Source organism: Mixta calida, from assembly GCF_002953215.1.
GTDB lineage: Bacteria > Pseudomonadota > Gammaproteobacteria > Enterobacterales > Enterobacteriaceae > Mixta > Mixta calida.
This window is the reverse complement of record NZ_CP026378.1, coordinates 1,981,747-2,006,476: the sequence shown is the minus strand read 5'-3', so window position 1 is coordinate 2,006,476 and position 24,730 is coordinate 1,981,747. Positions and strand designations below refer to the sequence as shown.

Annotated in this window: 24 protein-coding genes and 1 pseudogene; 15 read left to right on the top strand and 10 right to left on the bottom strand. The window is 58.1% G+C overall.

Features of this window, described 5'->3' with window-relative positions; all coding sequences use genetic code 11:
* Positions 1–4 precede the first annotated feature (4 nt).
* From icmH to C2E16_RS09505, 7 genes are read left to right on the top strand one after another with little or no spacing between them, the layout of a single operon-like run.
* A complete protein-coding gene (icmH, locus tag C2E16_RS09535; protein WP_038626443.1) occupies positions 5–1,225 on the top strand; it encodes a type IVB secretion system protein IcmH/DotU in 1,221 nt (406 codons plus the stop codon).
* A complete protein-coding gene (gene tssM / locus C2E16_RS09530) occupies positions 1,225–3,339 on the top strand; it encodes a type VI secretion system membrane subunit TssM (protein ID WP_038626444.1) in 2,115 nt (704 codons plus the stop codon). Before icmH ends, tssM begins: the two co-directional genes overlap by 1 nt.
* Positions 3,340–3,344: 5 nt before the next feature.
* On the top strand, positions 3,345–4,040 hold the full coding sequence (tagF, locus tag C2E16_RS09525; protein WP_038626445.1) for a type VI secretion system-associated protein TagF: 696 nt from the start codon (positions 3,345–3,347) through the stop codon (positions 4,038–4,040).
* Between the two features lie 35 nt (positions 4,041–4,075).
* Complete coding sequence (gene tagH, locus C2E16_RS09520; protein ID WP_084970552.1) at positions 4,076–5,257, top strand: type VI secretion system-associated FHA domain protein TagH; 1,182 nt, start codon at positions 4,076–4,078, stop codon at positions 5,255–5,257.
* Positions 5,254–6,030 carry a PP2C family protein-serine/threonine phosphatase gene (locus C2E16_RS09515; RefSeq protein ID WP_038626447.1) on the top strand — a complete coding sequence of 259 codons (777 nt, stop codon included), beginning with the start codon at positions 5,254–5,256 and terminating at the stop codon, positions 6,028–6,030. The genes tagH and C2E16_RS09515 overlap by 4 nt, the downstream gene beginning before the upstream one ends.
* Positions 6,031–6,044: 14 nt before the next feature.
* Positions 6,045–6,995: a hypothetical protein gene (locus C2E16_RS09510; protein ID WP_038626448.1), complete on the top strand. Its 951-nt coding sequence runs from the start codon at positions 6,045–6,047 to the stop codon at positions 6,993–6,995.
* Positions 6,996–7,049: 54 nt separating this feature from the next.
* Positions 7,050–8,483 (top strand): serine/threonine protein kinase, encoded by a 1,434-nt coding sequence (locus C2E16_RS09505; protein WP_038626452.1) that lies wholly within the window; start codon positions 7,050–7,052, stop codon positions 8,481–8,483.
* A 33-nt stretch (positions 8,484–8,516) separates the two neighbouring features.
* Here the strand turns inward: C2E16_RS09505 and C2E16_RS09500 are convergent, their stop codons facing one another.
* Both C2E16_RS09500 and chaB read right to left on the bottom strand, forming a co-directional pair.
* The gene (locus C2E16_RS09500; RefSeq protein ID WP_038626454.1) at positions 8,517–9,194 is read right to left on the bottom strand and encodes a gamma-glutamylcyclotransferase; all 678 of its coding nucleotides are present in this window, start codon (positions 9,192–9,194) and stop codon (positions 8,517–8,519) included.
* 294 nt (positions 9,195–9,488) lie between these two features.
* Positions 9,489–9,719, bottom strand: coding sequence for a putative cation transport regulator ChaB (gene chaB, locus C2E16_RS09495; protein WP_038626456.1), 231 nt, complete (start codon positions 9,717–9,719; stop codon positions 9,489–9,491).
* Between the two features lie 390 nt (positions 9,720–10,109).
* Here chaB and chaA point away from each other — a divergent pair, with 390 nt between their 5' ends.
* Positions 10,110–11,207 carry a sodium-potassium/proton antiporter ChaA gene (chaA, locus tag C2E16_RS09490; RefSeq protein ID WP_038626458.1) on the top strand — a complete coding sequence of 366 codons (1,098 nt, stop codon included), beginning with the start codon at positions 10,110–10,112 and terminating at the stop codon, positions 11,205–11,207.
* 164 nt (positions 11,208–11,371) lie between these two features.
* Here the strand turns inward: chaA and kdsA are convergent, their stop codons facing one another.
* Genes kdsA through hemA form a run of 6 tightly spaced genes read right to left on the bottom strand, consistent with a single transcriptional unit; the run spans position 11,372 to position 16,679 of the window.
* Positions 11,372–12,226 (bottom strand): 3-deoxy-8-phosphooctulonate synthase, encoded by an 855-nt coding sequence (kdsA, locus tag C2E16_RS09485; RefSeq protein ID WP_038626460.1) that lies wholly within the window; start codon positions 12,224–12,226, stop codon positions 11,372–11,374.
* 32 nt (positions 12,227–12,258) lie between these two features.
* Positions 12,259–13,068, bottom strand: coding sequence for an invasion regulator SirB1 (gene sirB1 / locus C2E16_RS09480; protein ID WP_084970551.1), 810 nt, complete (start codon positions 13,066–13,068; stop codon positions 12,259–12,261).
* On the bottom strand, positions 13,065–13,463 hold the full coding sequence (locus C2E16_RS09475) for a SirB2 family protein (protein WP_038626462.1): 399 nt from the start codon (positions 13,461–13,463) through the stop codon (positions 13,065–13,067). Before C2E16_RS09475 ends, sirB1 begins: the two co-directional genes overlap by 4 nt.
* Before the next feature lie 13 nt (positions 13,464–13,476).
* Positions 13,477–14,304, bottom strand: a complete 828-nt coding sequence (gene prmC / locus C2E16_RS09470; RefSeq protein ID WP_038626464.1) for a peptide chain release factor N(5)-glutamine methyltransferase — start codon at positions 14,302–14,304, stop codon at positions 13,477–13,479.
* Positions 14,304–15,386 carry a peptide chain release factor 1 gene (gene prfA / locus C2E16_RS09465; protein ID WP_038626466.1) on the bottom strand — a complete coding sequence of 361 codons (1,083 nt, stop codon included), beginning with the start codon at positions 15,384–15,386 and terminating at the stop codon, positions 14,304–14,306. Before prfA ends, prmC begins: the two co-directional genes overlap by 1 nt.
* Before the next feature lie 36 nt (positions 15,387–15,422).
* Positions 15,423–16,679, bottom strand: coding sequence for a glutamyl-tRNA reductase (hemA, locus tag C2E16_RS09460; protein WP_038626467.1), 1,257 nt, complete (start codon positions 16,677–16,679; stop codon positions 15,423–15,425).
* 212 nt (positions 16,680–16,891) lie between these two features.
* Between hemA and lolB the strand changes: the two genes are divergently transcribed.
* The 4 genes from lolB (at position 16,892) to C2E16_RS09440 (ending at position 20,842) form a co-directional block, all read left to right on the top strand.
* The gene (gene lolB, locus C2E16_RS09455) at positions 16,892–17,518 is read left to right on the top strand and encodes a lipoprotein insertase outer membrane protein LolB (RefSeq protein ID WP_084970550.1); all 627 of its coding nucleotides are present in this window, start codon (positions 16,892–16,894) and stop codon (positions 17,516–17,518) included.
* Positions 17,515–18,378, top strand: coding sequence for a 4-(cytidine 5'-diphospho)-2-C-methyl-D-erythritol kinase (ispE, locus tag C2E16_RS09450; RefSeq protein ID WP_038626471.1), 864 nt, complete (start codon positions 17,515–17,517; stop codon positions 18,376–18,378). Before lolB ends, ispE begins: the two co-directional genes overlap by 4 nt.
* Before the next feature lie 137 nt (positions 18,379–18,515).
* Positions 18,516–19,463, top strand: a complete 948-nt coding sequence (gene prs / locus C2E16_RS09445; RefSeq protein WP_038626473.1) for a ribose-phosphate diphosphokinase — start codon at positions 18,516–18,518, stop codon at positions 19,461–19,463.
* Positions 19,464–19,687: 224 nt separating this feature from the next.
* The gene (locus tag C2E16_RS09440) at positions 19,688–20,842 is read left to right on the top strand and encodes a GGDEF domain-containing protein (protein ID WP_038630013.1); all 1,155 of its coding nucleotides are present in this window, start codon (positions 19,688–19,690) and stop codon (positions 20,840–20,842) included.
* Between the two features lie 9 nt (positions 20,843–20,851).
* Here the strand turns inward: C2E16_RS09440 and ychH are convergent, their stop codons facing one another.
* A complete protein-coding gene (gene ychH / locus C2E16_RS09435; RefSeq protein WP_038626475.1) occupies positions 20,852–21,136 on the bottom strand; it encodes a stress-induced protein YchH in 285 nt (94 codons plus the stop codon).
* A 253-nt stretch (positions 21,137–21,389) separates the two neighbouring features.
* Between ychH and pth the strand changes: the two genes are divergently transcribed.
* The gene (pth, locus tag C2E16_RS09430; protein WP_038626477.1) at positions 21,390–21,977 is read left to right on the top strand and encodes an aminoacyl-tRNA hydrolase; all 588 of its coding nucleotides are present in this window, start codon (positions 21,390–21,392) and stop codon (positions 21,975–21,977) included.
* A gap of 15 nt (positions 21,978–21,992) precedes the next feature.
* Here pth and C2E16_RS09425 read toward each other — a convergent pair whose 3' ends face one another.
* Positions 21,993–22,682 carry an EAL domain-containing protein gene (locus tag C2E16_RS09425; RefSeq protein ID WP_081981799.1) on the bottom strand — a complete coding sequence of 230 codons (690 nt, stop codon included), beginning with the start codon at positions 22,680–22,682 and terminating at the stop codon, positions 21,993–21,995.
* Between the two features lie 214 nt (positions 22,683–22,896).
* On the opposite strand from C2E16_RS09425, the gene ychF reads away from it, so the two are divergent.
* The gene (ychF, locus tag C2E16_RS09420; protein WP_038626479.1) at positions 22,897–23,988 is read left to right on the top strand and encodes a redox-regulated ATPase YchF; all 1,092 of its coding nucleotides are present in this window, start codon (positions 22,897–22,899) and stop codon (positions 23,986–23,988) included.
* A 213-nt stretch (positions 23,989–24,201) separates the two neighbouring features.
* Positions 24,202–24,707, top strand: a pseudogene (locus tag C2E16_RS09415) (integrase arm-type DNA-binding domain-containing protein).
* The last annotated feature ends 23 nt before the right edge of the window (positions 24,708–24,730 follow it).

Below are 24,730 nucleotides of genomic sequence, written 5' to 3'. Positions count from 1 at the left end.
TTCAATGACGCCTGTAGACGCTGCCCGTGACGCACACAACACGAGCAATGAGAACATATTACTGGCAGCGGCTTCGCCGCTGTTGAATAGCATTGTGCATATTCGTATGGCCGCCACGCATGACGATCCGGCCGGGCTGCGCCTGCAACTGGTCGAAGAAGTGCGTCTGTTTGAAAACCGCTGCAAGCGCGCGGGCCTGCCGTTTGAAACCATTATCGGCGCCCGTTATTGTCTGTGCAGCGCGCTTGATGAGGCCGCGGCGCAAACCCCCTGGGGCATTCGCGGCGTCTGGTCGGGCAACGGCCTGCTGGTTACCTTTCATAACGAAAGCTGGGGCGGCGAAAAATTCTTTCAGCTGCTTTCCCGGCTTTCGCAAACCCCTGCCCAGCATCTGGCGCTGCTGGAGGTGATTCACTACTGTCTGCTGCTCGGCTATGAAGGCCGCTATCGCGGCATGGAGAATGGTCGCCAGCAGCGCGACACGATTGTTGCCCGTCTCGGCCAGCTGATCGACGAAACGCGTCAGGGCGGCGCCGCGCCCGACCGCGTCACAATTGAAACCCGCCCGCTCGCCAGTCAATTCTGGCGCCCGCCGGTGCCGATATGGGCCTGCCTTATTATGACCGCGCTGATTGCCAGCCTGATCTACAGCGGACTGAACTGGCGGCTGGGCAATCAGGCGGAACCACTGCTGCGCGCCATCTATCAGGCGCCGCTGCCTGAAGTGACACTGTCACGTACAGCCGATACGCCGCAGTCGCTGCTTAATCTGCGTCAGCGTCTCAGCGACGTGCTGGCCGCCGGACAGCTGGAGGTGAGCGACGGCCCGTTTGGCAGCAAAATCATTCTGCCTGCGGATAAACTGTTCGATCCCGGCGCTACTGCGCTGAACAGCGTCGGACGCGCGCTGTTGATGCGCGTTGCCGCCGCGATGCAGGATATCAAAGGCACGGTGCTGGTCTCGGCCTATACCGATAACCGCGCGTCACGCAATAGTCGCTTCTCCTCCAGCTATGAATTCTCGCTGGCGCGCGCCAAAGCGATCGGCGCCCTGCTCGATCAGCAACTGCCGCCGGGCCGCCAGATTAAAGCGGAGGGACGCGGCGACAGCGATCCGCTGCTGCCCAACGACAGCGAAGAGAACCGCGCCCGCAACCGCCGTATCGAAATTACCCTGTTCGCCGCTCCGGCGCCGGTCAACCATGCGCAAAAGGAGACGCCGTAATGAAGAAGGTTTGGCCCCCGCTGTTCGCCAGCCGTCTGGCCTGGGGATTTATCAGCATCAGCGCCTTCGCCTGCCTGATCTGGATTGTCGGCCCATTGCTGACCATCGGCAACAGCCGTCCGCTGGAGTCGGTGTTTAACCGCCAGCTGGCGATCGGTCTCGGCTATTTCCTGTGGATACTGCTGCAACTGATACCGCGGCTTTATAACGCCTGGTTTAATAGTCGCCTTTTGACCAACCTGCAACAGCAGGCGGCGCTCGATCCGGCAGAGCAGCAGGCCACGGAAAATATGCTGACCGATCGCTTTAACGAAGCGATGACGCTGCTGAAAAAAACGCAGTTCGGCCGCCGTCGCGGCGGACGCTTACAGCGCTACAGCGCCCCCTGGATCTATCAACTTCCCTGGTATGTGATCGTCGGCGCGCCGGGCGCCGGTAAAACCACCGCCCTGCTCAACTCCGGGCTGGAGTTCCCGCTGACCGACAGCCTCGGCAAAAGCGCCGTGCGCGGCATTGGCGGCACGCGCCATTGCGACTGGTGGTTTACCGACCGCGCGGTGCTGCTGGATACCGCAGGACGCTATACGTTGCAGGAGAGCCAGCGCGCCCGCGACGCCAGCGAATGGCAAACCTTTATCGCTCTGTTGAAGCGCTATCGCGCGCGTCAGCCGGTCAATGGCGTGATCATGACCATCAGCGTCGCCGATCTGCTCAGCGACGCGCCGGAGGCGCGCTACGCCCAGGCCACCGCGCTGCGGCAGCGCATGCAGGAGCTGCACCAGCACACCGGAATTCAATTCCCGGTCTATATCATGGTGACCAAAACCGACCTGCTGAAAGGCTTTATGGGCTATTTCGCCACGCTGGATAAGCAGCAGCGCGACCGCATCTGGGGTTTTACTTTCCCCTGGGAGCCGGGACGCGAAGCCAACCAGCCGCTGAACGCCCATTTTGAACAGCAGTTCACCCTGTTGCAGCAGCAATTGCAGCGCGACGTGGCGCACCGCATGGACCAGCAGAACGATTTAGTGCAGCGCGCCGACTGCTTCCTCTTTCCACAGGAGTTCGCCTCGCTGCGTCCGCTGCTGGCGGAATATCTTGAGATCGTCTTCGCGCCGGTCGGCGGCGCGGTCGGCTGGTCGCCGCGCGGCCTGTTCTTCACCAGCGGCACGCAGGAAGGCCTGCCGTTCGATCGCATCATGGGTCAGCTGACGCGCAAGCTGCAACTGCCGCGCACCGGCGAGCACTCCATCGCCGCCTGGGACAGCGTTAATCGCGCCGCGCCAATCCCCGGCAACAAGGGACAGAGCTACTTTATTCGCCATCTGCTGAGCGATTTGATTTTTGAAGAGAGCGGCCTGGCGGGCAGCGACAGCCGCTGGGAAGAGCGCAATCGCCTGCTGCACTGGTTCAGCTACGGCACGATGGCCGCTGCGCTGGTGCTGGCCTGCGGCTTCTGGTTCACCAGTTATTATCAAAACCAGCACTATTTACAGCAGATTGCCGAACGTGTTCCACCGTTGACGCGCCAGGGGGCGGAACTTGCCCGGCAAAACACCGGCACCATTTTCGATCTGCTACCCTATCTGAACAGCCTGGTGAATTTGCCGCAGGTGGAGAGCTTTTCGCTCGACAATCCGCCGCTCAGCATGCGCGCCGGGCTTTACCGCGGCGATCAGGTGAGCGACGCCGCCTGGGTGCTGTATCAGAATGCGCTGAAATCGCTGCTGCTGCCGCGCGTGGCACAGGAAATCACGCGCATTCTGGGCAGCGATAAGGGCGGCGACAGCGAATTCAGCCGCAATGCGCTGCGCGCCTACCAGATGCTCTATCAGCCGCGCAACTATGATGGCGAATTCCTGCGCGGCTGGCTGATGCAAAACTTACAGCGGACCCTGCCTGCCAGCGTCACCACGCACGATCTGCAGCAGCTTGACTGGCATCTCAGCCAGCTGTTGGATCGCCAGATTCAGTCGTCGCCTTTCGCACGCGACAATGCGTTGATGATGCGCAAGCTGGCCGCCAGCCTGGCCGATTCGGGCCGTGACGGCAACAGGTTTGCGGCCGCCGAGGCGCCGACCTCCAGCGGCGGACAATCGGTATCAGTGAGGTAACTGTTATGGCGCAGAAATTAGCGCCGGGCTGGTATGGCAAACTACCGGTCACCGGCGATTTCCTGCAACGGCGGCTGGCGGAGAGCCTGGTCACCGGCTGGTCTAACTGGTTTCAACAGGGCGTCACGCAGTGGCATCAGCAGACGGCCGACGCGGACGCCTTTTTGCGCGCGCCGGTGTGGAATTTCGTGATACCCGTTACGCCCGGTTTTCAGCGCATTCAGATGGGCTGCCTGCTTCCCTCGCGCGATCGCGTCGGCCGCATCTGGCCGCTGGTGGCGGTGAAAACCTTTACTCCTGAACAGTGGCATCCGGCGCAGCTGATTATCGCGGGCGACTGGTATCGTCAGCTGGGCGCCAGTCTGCTGCAGGCGGTGCGCGAGCCGCTGGCGGTCGAGACGCTGGAGCAGAACCTGCTGGCGCTGGCGCCGTTGCCCGCGCCGGAAAAAGCGCGTTCGCCGATTATGGATGTGATCGGCTATCAGGATTTGCCCTGTACGCTGAGCTGGCGCGAAGTCGGGGATCGCTTTAATCCGCAGCACTTTATCAGCTACTGGTGGAGCAACCGCAGCGACGGCTTTCCGCATGCCACTCACAAGCACAGCGGCATCCTGAACGCGCAGTTGTTTTCCCTGCTGTTTAACCCGGCGGCCGGCGCGCAGCCGGGGCGTAACGGCCTTTATCCACCGATGTTTGAGTAGCGCTTTTTATCCCGACTTTTGATGCAGGAACCATCATGCGATTTACCATTGTGCAACAGACAGGCGTGCCCCATCAGACGGTCGATTTTTTACCGCCCGGCGGCACCATTGGCCGCAGTCAGGATAACGATCTGGTTTTGCCGGACGAAGCGCGGGCGATTTCGCGCCTGCAGGCGGTGGTGCATGTCTCCGCGCAGGGCGAATGTCGCCTTACCAATCGCGGCAGCGTCACCACGGTAGTGTTGAACGGCCAGCCGCTGGAGCGCGATTGTCCGGTGACGCTGCATCATGGCGATATGCTGACCATCGGCGATTACCAGATTGAAGTGAAAGATCCGCAGCATGAAACGATGAGCGAGAATCTCGCCAGCAGCCTCGATCCGCTGTCGCTGTTCCAGCAGCAGAGCCTGAGCGGCGATCCGCTCGGCATCCTGCAAAACGACGCGGCGCCGGTGGCCACCGCCACGCTTGAGCCGTTGTCGCCGGAAAGCGCGGCCGGTCGCGCCAGTGCCCACAGCGGCGCGCGCCTGGATATCGATCCGCTACCGCGCGATCGCGTGGAGCGCGCCGAGCACAGCGAACGGAGCGACCAACAGGCGCCCAGCGATGAAAAGCTGATTCGGGCGCTGCTGGACGGCATGGGGCTGGATAATCACGGCAATGAAGGGCTGACGGAAGAGCAAATGCGCATGACGGGACGTATGCTCAGCCTGTTTTCACAAGGCACCGTGGCGCTGCTCTCCTCGCGTTCCATCCTGAAACGCGGGGTCAAAGCGGAGATGACCATGATCCTGAATGAGGCGAATAACCCGTTTAAAATTCTGCCCTCCGGCAAAACGGTGCTGATGCAGATGTACCAGAGCCAGATGCCCGGCTTTATGCAGCCGGAACAGGCGGTGCGCGACGCGCTGGTCGACCTCCAGGCGCACCAGCTGGGGATGATTGCCGGCATCCGCGCGATTATCGCCGCCATGCTGCAATCCTTTAACCCGCAGCGCCTGGAGGAGAATGCGCGCCAGGAAGGACAGCTGCCGAAAATGCGCTTTACCCCGCACCGCAAGGCGGCGCTCTGGGACTACTTTATGCGCAGCTATCAGCGCACGGCGGGCGAGCTGGAGGACGATTTCCATTCACTGTTCGGCGAAGCCTTCCTGCACGCCTATGATATGGAAGTAAACCAGTATAAAGATTCTCAAATGCGGATGGAGAACGAATGAATATCGCCTTTGCCATTACCTCGCAACAGGGCGAGCGCAGCCATAATCAGGACCGGGTCGGACACAGACTTACCGACCGCAACGCCTGCTTTGTGGTGTGCGACGGCGTAGCGGGTCTGCCCGGCGGCGAGCAGGCGGCGCATATCGCCTGCGATACGCTGCTGGAAACGCTGGCGACCACCGATCGCTTCAGCGCCGACGACAGTCGTCAGGCGATCGAAAAGAGCGATCGCGCCATCCGCGAAGCGCAGCAGATTAATCCGAAACTGCAGCGTATGAGCACCACTCTTGCGGCGCTGTTTATCGACCGGGAGCAACAGCTCGCCTGGTGGGCGCACGCGGGCGATAGCCGTATTTATCACTTCCGTCGCGGCTACCTGAAACAGGTGACGCGCGACCATAGCCTGGCGCAGAGAATGAAGGATGCCGGTTATGAAAATACCGGCATTAACAGTAATTTACTCTATAATGCGCTCGGCGCCGAAACGATGCGCGAGGCCAGCTACAGCGACGTAGTCGCGCTGGAGGATGGCGATGCTTTTCTGGTCTGCAGCGACGGTTTCTGGCTTCATCTGGCCGTCGCCGAGATGGAACAGGCGCTGCGGATGGTGAACAGTTGCGAAGAGTGGTTGACCCTGATGCAGCAGGCCGTTGACAGGACGCGGAAAAATGACAATCTGAGCGCGGTCGCCATCTGGATCGGATCGCCTCAGGAAACCACTTTATTACAGTCACTGGCTGATTCGGCACGCTTGCTGCCGCCTCGCGGTTAACATCAAGGAACGTTATGAAATACTGGTTGTCCGGCGTAATTACGCTTTTGTTGGCTTCCGCAGCCAGCGCGGAGAATTATCGCGTGGTCTACTCCCCCAGCATGGCGCTGGAGGTGTTTATTGATAATGTCGCCAGCAACGATCCGCAGGACTGGTGTCAGGATACGCTGCACCTGCGTATTGTTTCCGGCGAAAGCAAAACGTCCGATGTGTTAACGACTTTTTTACCGCGTGTCGGTACCCTGCTCGCCAATCAGTGCGGAAAATTACAGGAGCTGCCGTGGGAGATGACCGATAAGGCGGGCGCTTCGCTGGCCAGCGGCACCGCGGTAAAAGCGCAGAACTGGCGTCCAGTGGTGACCGCCGACGCCACTGCGGCGGCGAATGCCAACAACGCGGCGCCGCTCGATCTGTCGCGTCCGGCCAACAGCGAGCCGCTGCAACATTTTGAGCTGCCGGGCGGCTGCCATTTCCGTACCTGGTGGGACGATGACGGTCAGTCGCTGTTTATTCCCGATAACCGCAATGCCAGCTGTTCGACCGAAGGCTGGCTGGAGGGCGACAGCGAACTGACGCTGGTCAATAACGGCAAAAGTCAGCCGGTGGCGGTGACGTTCTGGCAGGGCTATCCCCTGACCGGGCTGAAGACTAACGATAAGACGCTAAGCGTGGTCAGCATTAATAATCAGCGCATGGTGATCGCGAAGGATAGCGCGGAAGCCAGCTGGCTGCTGCTGCCGTTCGATAACCAGCTGCACATCTGGCGCTTTAACGGCACGCTGCTGATACAGATGGATAAAAGCGCGGCGCAGGATCTGAGCGCGGTAAGGGATCGCGTGAAGGCGGCGCGCAAAGCCTGGGCGAGCCAGCTGCCAGCCAGCCAGAAGATTACCGTGATGCTGGTGGATGCGCTCCATCCCGATCTCGCCGATCCGGCGATTGGCGCATACCGCACCCTAAATTAAACGCAGGCGCGTGCCTGCAGTAAACAGGCCGTAAACGCTCAGAGAGTGGCAACTATGTCGGCAAAAGAAGAACAGAATATGGTGGTTGGCGCCCTGCCGGCGGGCCACCGGTTCAATGAGTTTGAAATCAAGGATGTGATTGGCGGCGGCGGTTTCGGCATCGTCTACCGCGCCTGGGATCATCTGCTGGAGCGCACCATCGCCATTAAAGAGTATATGCCCGCGTCGCTGGCGGTACGTAATGACGATCTCTCGCTGGGCCTGCGCAGCGAACGCTTCGGCAAACTGTTTAACGCCGGGCTGAACAGCTTTATTCAGGAGGCGCGCCTGCTGGCGCGCTTTAACCATCCCGGTCTGCTGCATGTGCTGCGCTTCTGGGAAGAAAACGGCACCGCCTATATGGGCACGCTATGGTACAGCGGCATGTCGTTGAAGGCGTGGCAACAGCAGCATCCCGATACGATTAATGAAGCCTGGATTCGTCAGCTGCTGCCGCCGCTGTTCGGCGCCATCAGCACGATTCATCAGGCAGGCTACCTGCATCGCGATATCGCGCTCGACAATATTCAGATCCAGGATAACCAGCTGCCGGTGCTGCTCGATTTCGGGTCAGCGCGCAAGGAGATCGGCAACCTCTCCGATGAGACGGAGATTATGCTGAAGCCCGGCTATGCGCCGATAGAGCAGTACAGCGAAGAGGCTGACAACGAACAGGGGCCATGGACCGATATCTACGCGCTTGGCGCGGTATTGCACACGCTGATTACCGGCAGTCCGCCGCCAGCCAGCGTGGTGCGCTGCATTGAGGATCACTATCAACCGCTGGCGCAGCGTCAGCCCGCCGGCTACTCGCTTTCGCTGTTGCATGCGGTGGATCGCGCGCTGAAGATGAAGCCTGCCGAACGTCCGCAGTCCATTGATGAGCTGGCGACGCTGATCTCGCTACCGGTCAGCGATGTGCAGGAACTGGTGAGCGCGGTCAGCGTCGCGCAGGAGAAAGCGCCGGAGCCAGAGCCGATCGAGACAACGCCGGAGCCGGTGGTGCTGGCGGTCAACCATGGCGCCGCCAGCGCCGAGCCGCTCACTACGCGCCCGCCGCGCCGCCTTTCACTGCCGCTGATTTTGCTGAGCGGCGGCGCTCTGCTGGCGGCGATCGCCATTGCCGTGCTGCTCAATAGCGGCGATAAGCAGACGCAGCCCGCCGCCACGGCCGTCAAAGCCCAGCCTGCCGCTACGCAAACCTCGCCGCCGCAGGGCAACGGGCCGACGCTGGCGACCGTCTATCTGCGTTTGCGCAGTAATGAAACGGTGAAGCTGAACGGAGAGGTGCTGGACGTGAAGCCGAGCAATAACGGCTATGCCTCGCTGAACCTGGCCGCCGGTAATTACCGCATCGAGGTGCAGCAGCAGGACGGCGTCCATGCCCAGCAGCTGGAGATTAATCGCGCCGGGACCTGGCTGATCAACCCGCCTCGCGGCGATAAGTAAAGGTCTGTTCGCCGCCCTTCCCGGGCGGCTTTTTTAGCCCTGCAAATGATGATGGCAAACCTGTAATTCCCGCACCTGCTCCGCCAGATCGGTCAGCGCCGCGTCTTCCATGCCGCGTCGGTTCAGCTCCTGCGCCAGTGAAAAGAGGTACTGCGCGTTAGTGCCCAGCGGACCGCTGGCGCGCGCAATCAGCGGCGCGATGGTCCGGGTGCAGGTATCGGACTCATAAAGCGGATGACGCGGGTCCATAACAAACACCAGCGCCGTCACCTGACGGCCGTCGTTGAGCGTCAGCTCGCGCCAGCTGGGCAGATAGCAGCCGGTGACCATCTCACGCTTCCATAACAGCTCCAGCTCCTCATGCAATCGATCGTCCGGCAGGCGAAAAGCGAGCCCGGTGGTGGTGCCGCCCTCTTTCAACGCCAGCATGCGGCCTGGCTGCTGCGCCGTGCCGCGTCCCGCCGTCAGGCGCAGGCAAAAAGCGCGATGCCAACCCGGCAGCGTGGCGGCGGCGATTTCCTCCGCTTCAAATACCGGATTCCACATCAGGGAACCATAGCCAAAAATCCATACCGGACTGTTATCAGGCCGACAGGCCAGCGTCGCCGCCAGCGATGCCGCGCGCTGCTCACAGGTCCATAACAGCGACTCTTCAATCTCGCCAAAAGCGGTTTTACAGTCTGCTTTTAATAAGAATTCGCGTGTTAACAACCTTGCCTCCTCAACCGCATCACCACGTCCCGGTGACGAACAGACGCTATCCTCAGCCAGAACGCTGGCTTATCTGTCGTTTCGCTAACGTTAAATGACCTTATTCATTTTTGCTCTCGCCTTCAAGTGTGAAACCGATCACAAAAGGAAATGACGCTATAAAAAGCATCGGCGGTTCAAGGCAACTCTTGAGTGATTTAAGGGGAATTTTTGCAGAAAATGCGCGGGCGCACGCCTGGCGCACCGCTATGTCGGACGCGTCTGGTACGGCCACCGACGCGCCCGGCCCAGAGGCTACTTTTTAGGATGCCACTTATCGTCGTCACCCTTTTCATATTTGCTTTTTACGGCCGCCCAGGCCACTTTGTGCGCCACCTCTTCCCGCGATTCGTCGCCCCGACGCTCTTTCTTATCTTGATATTCATCCCAGGCGCTGTTGAACGCGGCCATATAAATATCCTGCGCGTGCGCCGGCAAAACGTTTTTCACGTTATCGGGCAGTGAACTTCGATCTTTGTAGGGCATAGCTCCTCCTTTTTTCGTACAGATAAAGTGTGGCTCAGCGGCGATATTTCGCCAGTGCCATTAGCCGCTTACATGACGTCGAAACGATAAAATCCCCTACGGAAAAGCATGGTTTCTCAGAAAAAAAGCGGCCTTAACGCGGCCTTTACTTAAAGAAGAGAGAAAATAATAAATTGATAAATGAGGCATTTATTTAATTTATTGTGTTTATTGCGCCACTTCATCCTTTTTCAGCGTATAAGTAAAATAAAGTAAAATAACATGCGGATTTATTTCAGCTGGCTAAACTGTGCGCGCTGGTGAAAATAATAACAGCACTTAATCTTTAGGGATCCGCAATGAGATTTCTGTAATTCAGGATGTAATGCAACAGACAGGAGAACGTTGCCTATGGGGACGCATGACAGCAAAAAAACCCGCCATACCGAATATTCGCTCTTTTTTCCTCTGGCGGCGCTGGCCGTCCTGTGGTTTTACGGCGATACCACCTCAATGCCGCTGGTGGTCGCCATTAACCTGCTGGCGCTGGTCGGCATCCTCAGCAGCGCCTTTAGCGTCGTTCGCCACGCCGACGTGCTGGCGCACCGGCTGGGAGAGCCGTACGGCTCGTTGATTTTAAGCCTGTCGGTGGTGATTCTGGAGGTCAGCCTGATTTCCGCGCTGATGGCGACCGGCGGCGCCGCGCCCGCGCTGATGCGCGATACGCTCTACTCTATCATTATGATCGTGACGGCAGGTCTCGTGGGCTTTGCGCTGCTGCTGGGCGGTCGCAAATTCGCCACGCAGTATGTGAATCTCGCCGGGGTAAAGCAGTATCTGATCGCTATCTTCCCACTGGCCATTCTGGTGCTGGTTTTCCCTAACGCCCTGCCGAACGGCAACTTCACCACCGCTCAGGCGCTGATGATCTCCGCGATTTCAGCAGCGATGTATGGCGTGTTCCTGCTGATCCAAACTAAAACGCACCAGAGCCTGTTTGTTTACGAGCATGAAGATGAAAGCGACGACGGCGATCCGCATCACGGCAAGCCTTCGGCGCACAGCAGCCTGTGGCATACTTTCTGGCTGCTGATTCATCTGGTGGCGGTAATTAGCGTCACGAAAATGAATGCGGGGCCGCTGGAGCATCTGCTGACCGAGCTGAACGCGCCGCAACAGTTCACCGGTTTCCTGGTCGCGCTGCTGATCCTCTCGCCGGAAGGGCTGGGCGCGATAAAAGCGGTGCTGGCCAATCAGGTGCAGCGCGCGATGAACCTCTTTTTCGGCTCGGTGCTGGCGACAATCTCCTTAACGGTGCCGACGGTCACGCTGATCGCCGCCCTGACCGGACAGGAGCTGATTTTTGGTCTGGAACCGCCACATATGGTAATGATGAGCGCAGTGCTGATCCTGTGTAATATTTCGTTCTCGACCGGGCGCACTAATGTGCTGAACGGGGCGGCCCACCTGGCGCTGTTCGTCGGCTATTTGATGACCATTATGCTGTAACGCTCCCGCCGCCTTTTTACGCGCAGGCGTCAGCGGCGTCATGGAAGCACCTCACGGAGAAATACGCCTTTTCTCGCTTTTACGGGTGATTTCCGTCAAATGTCAGGATAAAAAAAAAGCAGCGGAGCAACCCCGCTGCTTTTTTTATTGCGCCAGCCAGAGGCTTAGCTGCTGGTATCGAGCGCCGGGAAACTTTTCACCAGATCGTCGATCGCTTTCATCTGCACCAGGAAAGGCTCCAGTTTGTCGAGCGGCAGCGCGGACGGGCCGTCGCATTTCGCATTGGCCGGATCCGGGTGCGCTTCGATAAACAGACCGGCGATGCCCACCGCCATCCCCGCGCGCGCCAGTTCCGCCACCTGGGCGCGACGACCGCCGGACGCGGCGCCGAACGGATCGCGCGTTTGCAGCGCATGCGTCACGTCAAAAATCACCGGGCTGTTGTTGGAGACTTTCTTCATCACGTTAAAGCCCAGCATATCCACAACCAGGTTGTCGTAGCCGAAGTTCGCGCCGCGATCGCACAGAATCACCTTATCGTTGCCGCCTTCGGCGAATTTCTCAACGATATTGCCCATCTGCCCAGGGCTGACGAACTGTGGTTTCTTCACATTAATCACCGCGCCGGTTTTCGCCATCGCTTCTACCAGGTCGGTCTGACGCGCCAGGAAGGCGGGCAGCTGGATGACGTCCACGACGTCCGCCACCGGCTGCGCCTGCTCCGGCGCGTGAACGTCAGTAATGATTTTCACGCCGAAAGTCTGCTTCAGCTCCTGGAAAATCTTCATGCCCTCTTCCAGGCCTGGGCCGCGGTAGGAGTGAATAGAGGAACGGTTCGCTTTATCGAAAGAGGCTTTGAATACGTACGGGATACCCAGTTTATTGGTCACGTTAACGTAGTGCTCGCAGATGCGCATAGCCAGATCGCGCGATTCCAGTACGTTCATTCCACCAAAGAGTACAAACGGCAGATCGTTGGCGACCTGAATATCACCGATGCTGACAACTTTTTCTTTCATGCCTTCGCCTTTTTATTGAAGGGAGACGCTGCTCAATGCAGCGTCACCTGTTTCTGTTCAATTGAGTGAATCTGAACCTTAATCATTTCACTGACCGGATCTTCCGGGCACTGCTCGACAAAATAGATCAGGTCGGTCAGGGCGACATGCTCACAGTCCAGCTGGGCGTAAATCAGCCCCCGATCGCGGATTTCATATGGGTCGTCGGGATCGATTTCCAGCAGCAGATTGCAAACGTTCAGCGCCAGCTCCATATGCTTCTCTTCCATCAGCGCCGTTTTCAGCGTATCCAGCATTTTGCGGATAACGGTGGAAGGCTCCGCCTCGTCCAGATCCTCTTCATACAGCTCTGCGGTGGGGCTGATATTGCCTTTCAGCCAGACTTCCAGCGTATGTTCGCTGAGCGTTTCGCCGTTGAACGGATTGATCAGCCACATTTCGCCATCCATCCAGTCGGCGCGCAGAATAAGCTGCGTCGGGAAAATCACCGGCATCAGCGGCAGATCGAGCTGGTGCGCGATATGCAGCAGTACTACGCCAAGCGAAACCGCCGTGCCCTGGCGGGTGTTCAATACGTTATCCAGCCAGAGCACGTCCGACAGTTTGTAGACGCCGCTGGCGCCGCCGAATTTCCACTTTTTATAAAACAGCTCCAGCAGCTTTTCCAGCCGGAGATCCGGCCCGTCCACCGACGAGACGTAGTCGCGCGCCTCTTCGACCAGCGCCTGCAGCTGCGCATTGACCGCATCCGCCGGAAAGTCGTTACGGATGGCGCGCGACGTGGCGATCACCATTTCACAGAGCGGCGCTTCGCTAAAATCGATATTTGCTACTGATGTCATACAATCCCCAAAAGCGGCAGTTTGGTGACGGCCAGCTTAATAATGATGCCCAGCACCGCCAGCGCCACGATAAAGGCAATCCAGCGTACTTTAGCCTCACGCGGGCGACGGCCGAAAGCCACAACGCCCAGGGCGACATAGATAATAACGCCAAACAGCTTCTCCGTCAGCCAGTTACCCTGCGGCGTGAACGGATAAAAATGGGTAATTATTACCAGGCAGATGCCGGTCACAAACAGTAGCGTATCGTTGATATGGGGCACGATGCGTACCCAACGCCGCGTCATCATCGCCGAGCCGCTTTGCAGCCAGATAAAACGCAGGATAAACAGCGTTACCGTAATCGCGACGGTAAGCAGGTGAAGGTGTTTAATCACGCCGTAGTAAGCAGCCATGATGCTCTCCCTGTTAATATGTGCCGAGAGTCACGCGATCGTGACCCGCATAGTCCTGGCAGGTTGCTACTGCCTGATAATCATGGGCAGCGAGAATATTACGCACTGCTTCGCCCTGTTGCCAGCCATGCTCCAGCATTAACCAGCCGCCCGGCAGTAAATAACGGCGCGCAGCCTCTGCGATATGGCGGATATCCGCTAATCCCTCTTCCGGCGCCACCAGCGCGCTGAGCGGCTCAAAGCGCACGTCGCCCTGCTGCAAATGCGCGTCGGCGGCGTCGATATAGGGCGGATTGCTGACAATCATCGTAAAGCGCCTCTCCGCCAGCGCGCTGAGCCAGTCGCTGGTTAAGAAAGTCGCATTGTCGATGCCGAGCTTACGCGCGTTGTGCTGCGCCAGCGTCACCGCCTCCGGCACCCGATCGACGCCCACCAGCCGACAGTCAGGACGTTCGCTGGCCAGCGCCAGCGCCACGGCGCCGGTGCCGGTGCCGAGATCGAGAATATCGACCGCGTGGTCAGGCAGGCGCGCCAACGCCTGTTCAACGAGGATTTCGGTATCGGGACGGGGGATAAGCGTAACCGGCGAGACGGTCAGCGGCAGCGACCAAAATTCGCGCTCGCCGGTAAGATGCGCCACTGGCTCGCCGCGGGCGCGACGAGCCAGTAAAACATTGAGCTGCGCCAATTGCGCTTCGCTGAGCGGCGCGTCGTCAAAGGCGATCAGCCAGCTGCGCGGTTTGCCGGTGACAAACGACAGCAGCACTTCAGCGTCGCGCTTCGGACTTTCGCCGCCGCACAGCGTGGCGCAGGCGGCTTTCAACCAGCTGCGAATATCCATTAATCCTGCCCGGCAAGCGCAGCCAGCTGATCGGCCTGATGCTCCTGCACGATAGGTTCAATCAGCATATCCAGCTTCCCTTCCATCACTTCGTCCAGACGATAAAGCGTCAGGTTGATGCGGTGGTCGGTCACGCGGCCCTGCGGAAAGTTGTAGGTGCGGATGCGGTCGGAACGATCGCCGCTGCCCAGCAGGTTGCGGCGCGTGGAAGCCTCTTCCGCGTGGCGCTTCGCCATTTCGGCGGCATGAATACGCGCGCCCAGCACCGAGAGCGCTTTGGCTTTGTTTTTATGCTGCGAGCGCTCATCCTGGCACTCTACCACGATGCCGGTCGGCAGATGGGTGATGCGGATAGCGGAATCGGTGGTGTTGACGTGCTGGCCGCCCGCGCCGGAGGAGCGGAAGGTATCGATCTTCAGGTCGCCGGGGTTGATATCGGGCATTTCCGCCTCCGGCAGCTCCGGCATCACCGCGATGGTACAGGCGGAGGTATGAATGCGCCCCTGCGATTCGGTTTCCGGCACGCGCTGTACGCGATGGCCGCCCGATTCAAATTTCAGTCGGCCGTAGGCGCCGTCGCCGCTCACGCGGGCGATCACCTCTTTGTAGCCGCCATGTTCCCCTTCACTGGCGCTGATCATTTCAACGCGCCAACGGCGCGCTTCCGCGTAACGGCTGTACATGCGGAACAGGTCGCCGGCGAAAATCGCCGCTTCGTCGCCGCCCGCGCCGGCGCGCACTTCCACAAAGCAGTCGCGTTCGTCGTCAGGATCTTTCGGCAGCAGCAGCACCTGCAGCTGTTGCTCCAGCTGTTCGCTCTGCGCGCGCGCCGTTTTCAGCTCGTCCATCGCCATGTCGCGCATTTCCGCGTCGCTGAGCATCTGCTCGGCGGTGGCGATATCTTCCTGCACCTGCTGCCACTGACGGAAACACTGGCTAACGTCGGTCAGCTGCGCATATTCACGCGACAGCGCGCGGAAACGCTCCTGTTCAGCGATGACGCTGGCGTCGCCGAGCATCGCTTCCACTTCTTCGTGGCGCTCCTGCAAGGCTTCCAGTTTGGCAACAATAGAAGTCTTCATCTGGTATGGTTTACCCTGTATTGGTATAGGAATTATCTAGTCCAGCCCGAGGCTGTCACGCAGGATTTGCAGGCGTTCGGTGTCGCCGTCGCGTGCGGCCTGCTGCAGGGATTTGGTAGGGGCGTGAATCAGCCGGTTGGTCAGCTTATGGGCCAGATCGTGCAGCACCGCCTCCGCATCCGCGCCCTGCTGCAATGCGGCCAGCGCTTTGGCCTCCAGCTCAGCGCGTATCTGGCTGGCCTGATCGCGGTAGTCGCGGATGGTTTCGACGGCGCTCTGCGCGCGCAGCCAGGCCATAAACTCGCTGCTCTCCTGAGCCACGATGGTTTCCGCCTGCACCGCCGCCGCTTTACGCTGCGCCATATTGTTTTCGATGATCGCCTGCAGATCGTCCACGCTGTAGAGATAAGCGTTGGCGAGCTTGCCGACCTCCGGCTCCACGTCGCGCGGCACGGCGATATCCACCAGCAGCATCGGCTGATTGCGGCGCGCCTTCAGCGCCCGCTCAACCATGCCGCGGCCAATGATCGGCAGCGGACTGGCGGTGGAGCTGATAATAATGTCCGCTTCCGCCAGGCGAGTGTCGATCTCCGTCAGGCCGATCACTTCCGCTCCCACCTCATCGGCAAGCAGCTGCGCGCGTTCGCGGGTGCGGTTGGCGATAATCAATTTTTTGACGTTATGCTCGCGCAGATGGCGCGCTGCCAGTTCGATGGTTTCGCCCGCGCCGACCAGCAGCACGTTCACGGTTGAAAGCGACTCGAAAATCTGGCGCGCCAGCGTACAGGCGGCGAAGGCGACCGAGACGGCGCTGGCGCCGATCTCCGTTTCCGTGCGCACCCGTTTGGCGACAGAGAAAGTTTTCTGAAACATGCGCTCCAGTTCGCTGGAGAGCGAATGGCCGCGCTGGGAATCCGCGAAGGCTTTTTTCACCTGCCCCAGGATCTGCGGCTCGCCCAGCACCAGCGAATCAAGTCCGCTGGCGACGCGCATCAGATGGCTCACGGCGGCATTGCCCTGATGCCAGTACAGGCTTTTACGCACTTCGTCTTCGCGCAGGTTGTGGTATTCGCACAGCCACTGCACCAGACGCTCCTGCAGGTTTTCCTGCTCTTCTACGCTAAGATAAAGTTCCGTGCGGTTACAGGTAGACAGCACGACGCCCCCCTGCACCATCGGCTGCGCCAGCAGGCTATTTAAAGCCTCGTCCAGCGTATCCGGCGAGAAGGTAACGCGTTCGCGTAGGGCAACAGGTGCCGTTTTATGATTTATTCCGAGGGCCAGCAGCGTCATGGTGAATCAGATCGGGTTATCCCAATGTTGTTGGGGATTTATGGTGCGCATTCTACAAGATGCGGGAGATCAAGAAAAGCCATACAAAGACTATGACTGTAATAAGATATAGCTGATAAGACTGAATTTCGGCAATTCAACGTTGACGGTTAAAAGGCGAATGATTAGCGTTAACCGTTTGGATAGAAAAAAGTGTCTGAGGAGATGACCTGGTGTTTGATTCGCTAACCCGCCGTTCTTTGCGGCTGATCCCACTGGCCAGCGTGCTGCTGGCGGCCTGTACCGTCAATAAACCGCAAGGCCCCGGCCAGAGCCCCACCTCCCCGCAGTGGCAGCAACACCAGCAGGCCGTACAACAGATCACGCGTTATCAAACGCGCGGCGCGTTCGCCTGGCTTTCCGACCAGCAGAAAGTTTACGCGCGCTTTAACTGGCAGCAGACCGCGCCCGACCGCTATCGCCTGTTGCTGACCAACCCGCTCGGCAGCACCGAGCTGCAACTTGACGCGCAGGGCTCGGTGGTGCAGCTGGTCGATAACAAAGGTAAGCGCTACGTCAGCAACGACGCCGAAAAGATGATCTCACAGCTGACAGGCATGGATATTCCGCTGGCCAACCTGCGTCAGTGGATGCTCGGCCTGCCGGGCGACGCCACCGATTTCACTCTCAACGACCAGTATCAGCTGCGCAGCCTGCGCTACAGCCGCAACGGTCAGACGTGGGACGTCAATATCCAGGGCTATGACAGCAAGGTTAAACCGGCGCTGCCCGCCAGCATTGAGCTGAAACAGGGCGACAAACGCATCAAACTGCGCATGGACAGCTGGACCGTACAATGATGACCACCTGGCCCGCGCCCGCGAAGCTGAATCTGTTTTTATATATCACCGGCCGTCGTCCCGACGGCTATCATAATCTACAGACGCTGTTTCAGTTCCTCGATTACGGCGACAGCCTGCATATTACGCCGTGTTCACACGGCGAGATTCGTCTGTTGACGCCGGTGCCCGGCGTGGCGCACGAGGATAACCTGATCGTACGCGCCGCGCGGCTGTTAATGCAGGCCGCGGCCGAACGCGGCGCCCTGCCGCCGCAGGCTGGCGCGGATATCGCCGTTGACAAACGTCTGCCGATGGGCGGCGGTCTCGGCGGTGGTTCGTCGAATGCCGCGACGGTGCTGGTGGCGCTGAACCATCTCTGGAATACCGGACTGGATAGCGAGACGCTCTGCGCGCTCGGCTTAAAACTCGGCGCCGACGTGCCGGTGTTCGTGCGCGGCCACGCGGCCTTTGCCGAAGGGGTCGGCGAGGCGCTGCGGCCCGCCTCGCCGCCGGAAAAATGGTATCTGGTGGCCCATCCCGGCGTGGCCGTTTCCACGCCGCAGGTCTTTGGCGACCCGGAGCTGACGCGAAATTCGCCGGTACGCTCATTTGATGCGCTGTTACAGGCGCCTTTCGGCAATGATTGTGAGTCAGTCGTAAGAAAACGTTTTCGTGAGGTTGATGCGCTTGTTTCCTGGCTGCTAGAATACGCGCCGTCGCGCCTGACAGGAACCGGCGCTTGTGTGTTTGCAGAATTCGACACCGAGTCCGCTGCCCGTCAGGTGCTTGAGCTGGCCCCGAACTGGATGCAGGGATTCGTTGCGCAGGGCGTAAACCTTTCGCCTCTTCACCGCATACTTTCAGGGCAACTGGCGTGAATGTGACAGCGTCACCCCGTTCCTGACGCTGCACATCGCGCTTTAATACACTCGTATGCACGCACGCGACGGACAGAGCGCGCCCGTTGCCGCTCGCCTGTGTGCATTCTCTGGACGCAAAGCCTGAGGTTCTTCTCGTGCCTGATATGAAGCTTTTTGCTGGTAACGCCACCCCGGAACTAGCACAACGTATTGCCAACCGCCTTTACACCAGCCTGGGCGACGCCGCCGTCGGTCGTTTCAGCGATGGTGAAGTGAGCGTACAAATCAATGAAAATGTACGCGGTGGTGATATTTTCATCATCCAGTCCACCTGTGCCCCTACCAACGATAACCTGATGGAGCTGGTTGTTATGGTAGACGCGCTGCGTCGCGCTTCCGCCGGTCGTATTACCGCTGTGATCCCCTACTTTGGCTATGCTCGTCAGGACCGCCGCGTGCGCTCCGCGCGCGTGCCGATTACCGCAAAAGTAGTGGCGGATTTCCTTTCCAGCGTCGGCGTTGACCGCGTGCTGACAGTGGACCTGCACGCAGAACAGATCCAGGGCTTCTTCGACGTCCCGGTTGATAACGTCTTCGGCAGCCCGATCCTGCTGGAGGATATGTTGCAGATTGGTCTTGAGAACCCGATTGTGGTGTCTCCGGATATCGGCGGCGTCGTGCGCGCCCGCGCTATCGCCAAACTGCTGAACGATACCGATATGGCTATCATCGATAAACGTCGTCCGCGCGCCAACGTTTCTCAGGTGATGCATATTATCGGTGACGTGGCTGGCCGTGACTGCGTGCTGGTTGACGACATGATCGATACCGGCGGCACGCTGTGCAAGGCGGCGGAAGCGCTAAAAGAGCGCGGCGCCAAGCGCGTCTTCGCCTACGCCACTCACCCGATCTTCTCCGGCAACGCGGCGGAAAACCTGCGTCACTCGGTGATCGACGAAGTGGTGGTCTGCGACACCATCCCGCTGGCCGACGAGATCAAAGCGCTGCCTAACGTGCGTACGCTGACGCTTTCCGGCATGCTGGCTGAAGCGATTCGCCGCATCAGCAACGAAGAATCCATCTCTGCGATGTTTGAACATTAATCGCTGAAATGTCGAAAACCGGGCTCAGGCCCGGTTTTTTTTGCCCTCGCTTCTGCCCCATCCGCAGATAAACCTGTCGACAGCATGGCTAATTTCCCGATCGTTCGCCAGCAAAGGGCGTAATGTTATCGATATTCTCTTTTTTTTACCGCTGCGTTAACCACCGCTTTTTACTCTTGGTCACTCATGCTATTTTGCTGCGGTTTTTTATGGAGAAGCGCGTTATGGCACTTGATGTCTACACACTTTTTATTTGTGAACTCTATGTGCTGGGCTTCCTGAGCATCATTATGCTTTTCGCATGGAGCGGCGCGCAATACGATCGGGTGCTCGGCTATACGGCCATCGGCATTATAGCAACGATGGCCGCCGTCTGGCTCAGCAGCCTGCGCAGCCAGGGGCAGCTGTTTCTGCCTGTTGTGGTCGGCAATACGCTGGTGATGCTGGCGTACGGCATGCTGCTGTGCGCGTTTCGCGTTTTCGCCGGACGACGGCCAGGCTTCAGCTGGCTGTTTGGCGCCCTGCTCTGGGTGCTGCTCTGCTGTTTTCCCTCTTTTTTCAACTCTATGCCGAAGCGCATTATGGTGAGCTGTCTGCTCTGCATCAGCTATACCGCGGCGTTAATCATTCTGCTGACCCGCTCGCGCGCCTGCCTGCAAATCACCTTCTGGCCCGCGCAGCTGCTGTTATGGATCCACCTTGGATTTCACCTGACGCGCATGTGCTTTGACGGCGGAACGCCCAGCCATGACCACGGCGCTATTGGCGGCAGCACCTTTTCAGGCTACGTGATTCTGGAATCAATTCTGTTCGTCATCGGGCTGACCCTGACGATTCTGGCAATGGTGAATGAACGCACGCAGATCCGCTATAAACAGGCCTCGCTGCATGACCCGCTAACCGGCGTATGGAACCGCCGCGCGCTGTTCGCCCAGGCGAAAATAGCCGAAAAGAACGCCCGTCAGCAACGAAAGATGTTGGCAGCGCTGATATTCGACCTGGATAATTTTAAAAGCATCAACGATCGTTTCGGCCACAGCCAGGGCGACCGGGTACTGCTCGATTTCTGCCGTATCGTAAAAAAGATCCTGCCGCCGGAGTGCACGTTTTCACGCCTTGGCGGTGAAGAGTTCGCCGCGCTGTTTAGCGGCAGCGTGCAGGAAGCGCAGACGATGTGCGAGGAGATCCGTTTGCTGGCAATGATTTCGCGGCCGGATAATATCGAGTATACCGTAAGCGTCGGGATCGCCGCTGGCTACGCTCCGCATACCTTTTCATCCCTGATGATGGCGGCAGACGAAGCGCTTTATCAGGCCAAAGCGGCCGGACGCAACCGCACGGAGACGATCGCGCCAGCGCCGCTGCCTGCGGCGCCTTAGCGGGAAAAATTAACGCGTGTGGGAATGATGGTGTGAAGAACGACGGCAGCGTTCATCGCAGTGACGCAGCCAGTAATAGCGGTCCGCGACCTTCTCCCGTCCGCTGATACGTGCGCCGACCAACCACATCAGCGCGCCGATAAAGATGCCAAGGATAGAGGCTTGCGTCAGCAAAGAGGAAAGCTGCAATTGCGGCAGCTGATTCAGCACCGCATAGCCGATGCCCGAAATCATCGTGAGTAAACCCAGCCCCATCAATACGTTGCCTGCGACCATGGCAGTTTTGCGTTTCATCTTTCGCCTCCTTGTTAGCGGCTGTACAGCACAGAGTGCTAAATCACCATAAGCTTAGGAGATGACCCGACTGTTCGTTGCGTGTGCGATCACACATTTTAACTGCCGTTTGACATTTCTTTACGGCTAACCCGCTGTATTTATATAGAAATCTTATTATTTCCGACCGTAATTAAACCATTTCGACGCTTTGTATTCTCCCACGCAGGCCGCTACACTATCGCCCTTCGGTTTTTAGCAGGAAATAACCACCGTGAGTGAGATTAAGCTGATTGTTGGCCTTGCCAACCCCGGCGCGGAATACGCCGCAACGCGCCATAACGCCGGCGCCTGGTATGTGGATCTGCTTGCAGAGCGCCATAATCAGTCCCTGAAAGAAGAGAGTAAATTTTTTGGCTATACCGCGCGGCTGAATATCGGCGGCAAAGATGTGCGCCTGCTGGTGCCCACCACCTTTATGAACCTCAGCGGCAAAGCGGTGGCGGCGATGGCGACTTTCTACCGCATCGCGCCAGAAGAAATTCTGGTGGCGCATGACGAACTGGATCTGCCGCCGGGCGTGGCGAAGTTTAAGCTGGGCGGCGGCCACGGCGGACACAACGGCCTGAAAGACATTATCAGCAAGCTGGGCAATAACCCAAATTTCCATCGCCTGCGCATCGGCATCGGTCATCCCGGCGATCGCAATAAGGTGGTTGGTTTTGTGCTGGGCAAGCCGCCCGCCTCGGAGCAAACGCTGATCGACAACGCGGTGGATGAAGCGGCGCGCTGCACCGAAGTCTGGCTAAAAGACGATTTACTGAAGGCGATGAACCGCCTGCACAGTTATAAGGCGGGCTGATGCCGGCGCCTGCCGTTAATGCGGCAGGCCGCCGATTTGGCGCAGCGGCACCGGCGCGTAGCGATAGTTCTGCAATGCCCATACCCCCTGCTGCGCCAGCATTTCACGCTGGGTTTCATTCTCAACGCCTTCGATTATCAGCCGGCTGGTCATCTGCATAATCTGCCGCAGCAGCATAATAAACACCGATTTATGCACGTTTTCCGCGTAAAAGCGTCGATCGAGCCTGACCGCCTCGAATAACTGGCTCTGCACCGCATGCAGATTCGCGTAGCCAGCGCCGAGATCGTTGAGCCACAAAATATTCAGCTGCTCGCACAGGGCGCGGATCAGCGGGTTATCCATGCCGTCATGCAGGTTGGGAAACGCCTCAGACAGCGACAGGCGTAAAAACGGCAGCTGATGCAGGATTTGGCGAATAAAGGTGGATTCGGTTACCATCTGCGCCAGAGTAAAATCGAGCGTAATCGTGCAGAGCCATTGCCGTTCGCGCAGCAGGCCAGCCATGCTTTCCAGGCTCAACAGCTGATGGATCAGCCGCTCTTCGCGCTGCGTCGTCGTCAGCGATTCCAGTTGCAGCCGCACGACACGCTGGAATAAACCGTTATGCGGCTCATCGTAATGCAGATCGAGCGCAACAATACGGCCTTCCGGCGTATGCAGCACATCGCACATTATTTCCAGCGGCTGTTGCAACGTCATCATAAAACCGGTTGCGCCTCTTTGCTCACGTTACGCCTCATGAATAGTATCAACAACAATCTGCGGAATTGCAGATTTAAAACGCTTTTTCCCGCGCCCGGAAAATGAAATCAGCCGCATTCGGGCCATAATTACGTGTATACTAGCGGCAAATTTTTCATGTCATTACCGGCAACGGTTATTGTCCGGTTATCTCAGCAATTAAGGTGATTCAAACATGGGATTCAAATGCGGTATCGTGGGCCTGCCTAACGTGGGGAAATCCACTCTGTTCAATGCGTTAACCAAAGCGGGCATCGAAGCAGCTAACTTCCCGTTCTGTACCATTGAGCCAAATACCGGCGTGGTGCCAATGCCTGATTCACGTCTCGACCAGCTGGCGGAAATCGTCAAACCGCAGCGTGTCATCCCGACCACGATGGAATTTGTCGATATTGCCGGTCTGGTAAAAGGCGCCTCCAAAGGTGAAGGCCTGGGCAACCAGTTCCTGACCAACATCCGTGAAACCGAAGCGATTGGCCACGTAGTGCGTTGCTTTGAAAACGACAATATCATTCACGTCTCAGGAAAAGTAAACCCGGCGGAAGATATTGACGTCATCAATACCGAGCTGGCGCTTTCCGACCTGGACACCTGCGAACGCGCGCTGCAGCGCGTGCAGAAAAAAGCGAAAGGCGGCGATAAAGACGCCAAACTGGAACAGGCGGTGCTGGAGAAGTGCCTGCCGCACCTGGAAAATGCCGGCATGCTGCGCGCTCTGCCGCTGGACGCTGAAGAGAAAGCGGCGATTCGCTACCTCAGCTTCCTGACGCTGAAGCCGACGATGTATATCGCCAACGTTAATGAAGACGGTTTCGAGAACAACCCGTATCTGGACCAGGTGCGCGCGATTGCCGAACAGGAAGGCTCCGTCGTGGTGCCGGTTTGTGCCGCCGTTGAGTCAGATATCGCCGAGCTGGACGATGAAGATCGCGCCGAGTTTATGGCGGAGCTGGGTCTGGAAGAGCCGGGCCTGAACCGCGTCATCCGCGCGGGTTATGCGCTGCTGAACCTGCAAACCTACTTCACCGCAGGCGTGAAGGAAGTGCGCGCATGGACCATCCCGGTAGGCGCTACCGCGCCGCAGGCGGCGGGTAAAATCCATACCGACTTCGAAAAAGGCTTTATCCGCGCGCAGACCATCGCATTTGAAGATTTCATCACCTACAAAGGCGAACAGGGCGCGAAAGAAGCGGGCAAGATGCGTTCTGAAGGGAAAGAGTATATCGTTAAAGATGGCGATATTATGAACTTCCTGTTTAACGTCTAAATAAATTTTGTTGTTCATGAGGTTTCATTGAATCTCATGACTTTCACAAAAATTGATTAAATCCACGCATTTGCGTGGATTTTTCATTTCATAGTGTCGCAAATGGTTTCGTAGAAGCGCATTCCAAAATGAGTACGCAGGTAAGTACATCAAACTTTCATCTTCATTTTAAGTGAGTACAATAACGGTATAATAAATATACAAGGAATCGTTATGCTCACAGATACTCAATGCCGTACAGCAAAACCAAAGAAAAGCTCTACCGCCTCAACGATTTCAATGGGTTATACCTTGAAGTCAAACCCAACGGCAAAAAGGCGAGGCATTACCGATTCAAGCTCAATGGCAAATCAAGCATGTTTGCATTGGGTGAGTATCCAGCAGTAAAGCTCGTAGAAATGTGAGCAAGCTCGTAAGCAAGTCGCGGATGGAGTTAGCCCGGCAAGGGCTCGTTAGCTAGATAAGATCCGCAAGGTCAATGACGCTTCTAACACCTTTGAGCTGATCGCCATTATAGCCCGCATGCAACCCGAACCACAGGAAGTACCCGTTTAAACGAGATGGGCTATCGGCCTGATGCTATTGAGGCCCAACTTGCGCACGCTGATACCAACAATGTTCGTCGCACATACAACCATGCAACCTATCTTGATGAACGTAAAGTGATGATGCAGGACTGGGCTGATATGTTGGACAAATGGGCAGCAGAATTCAGTTAGAACTTATTGCATTTAGTGAGCCA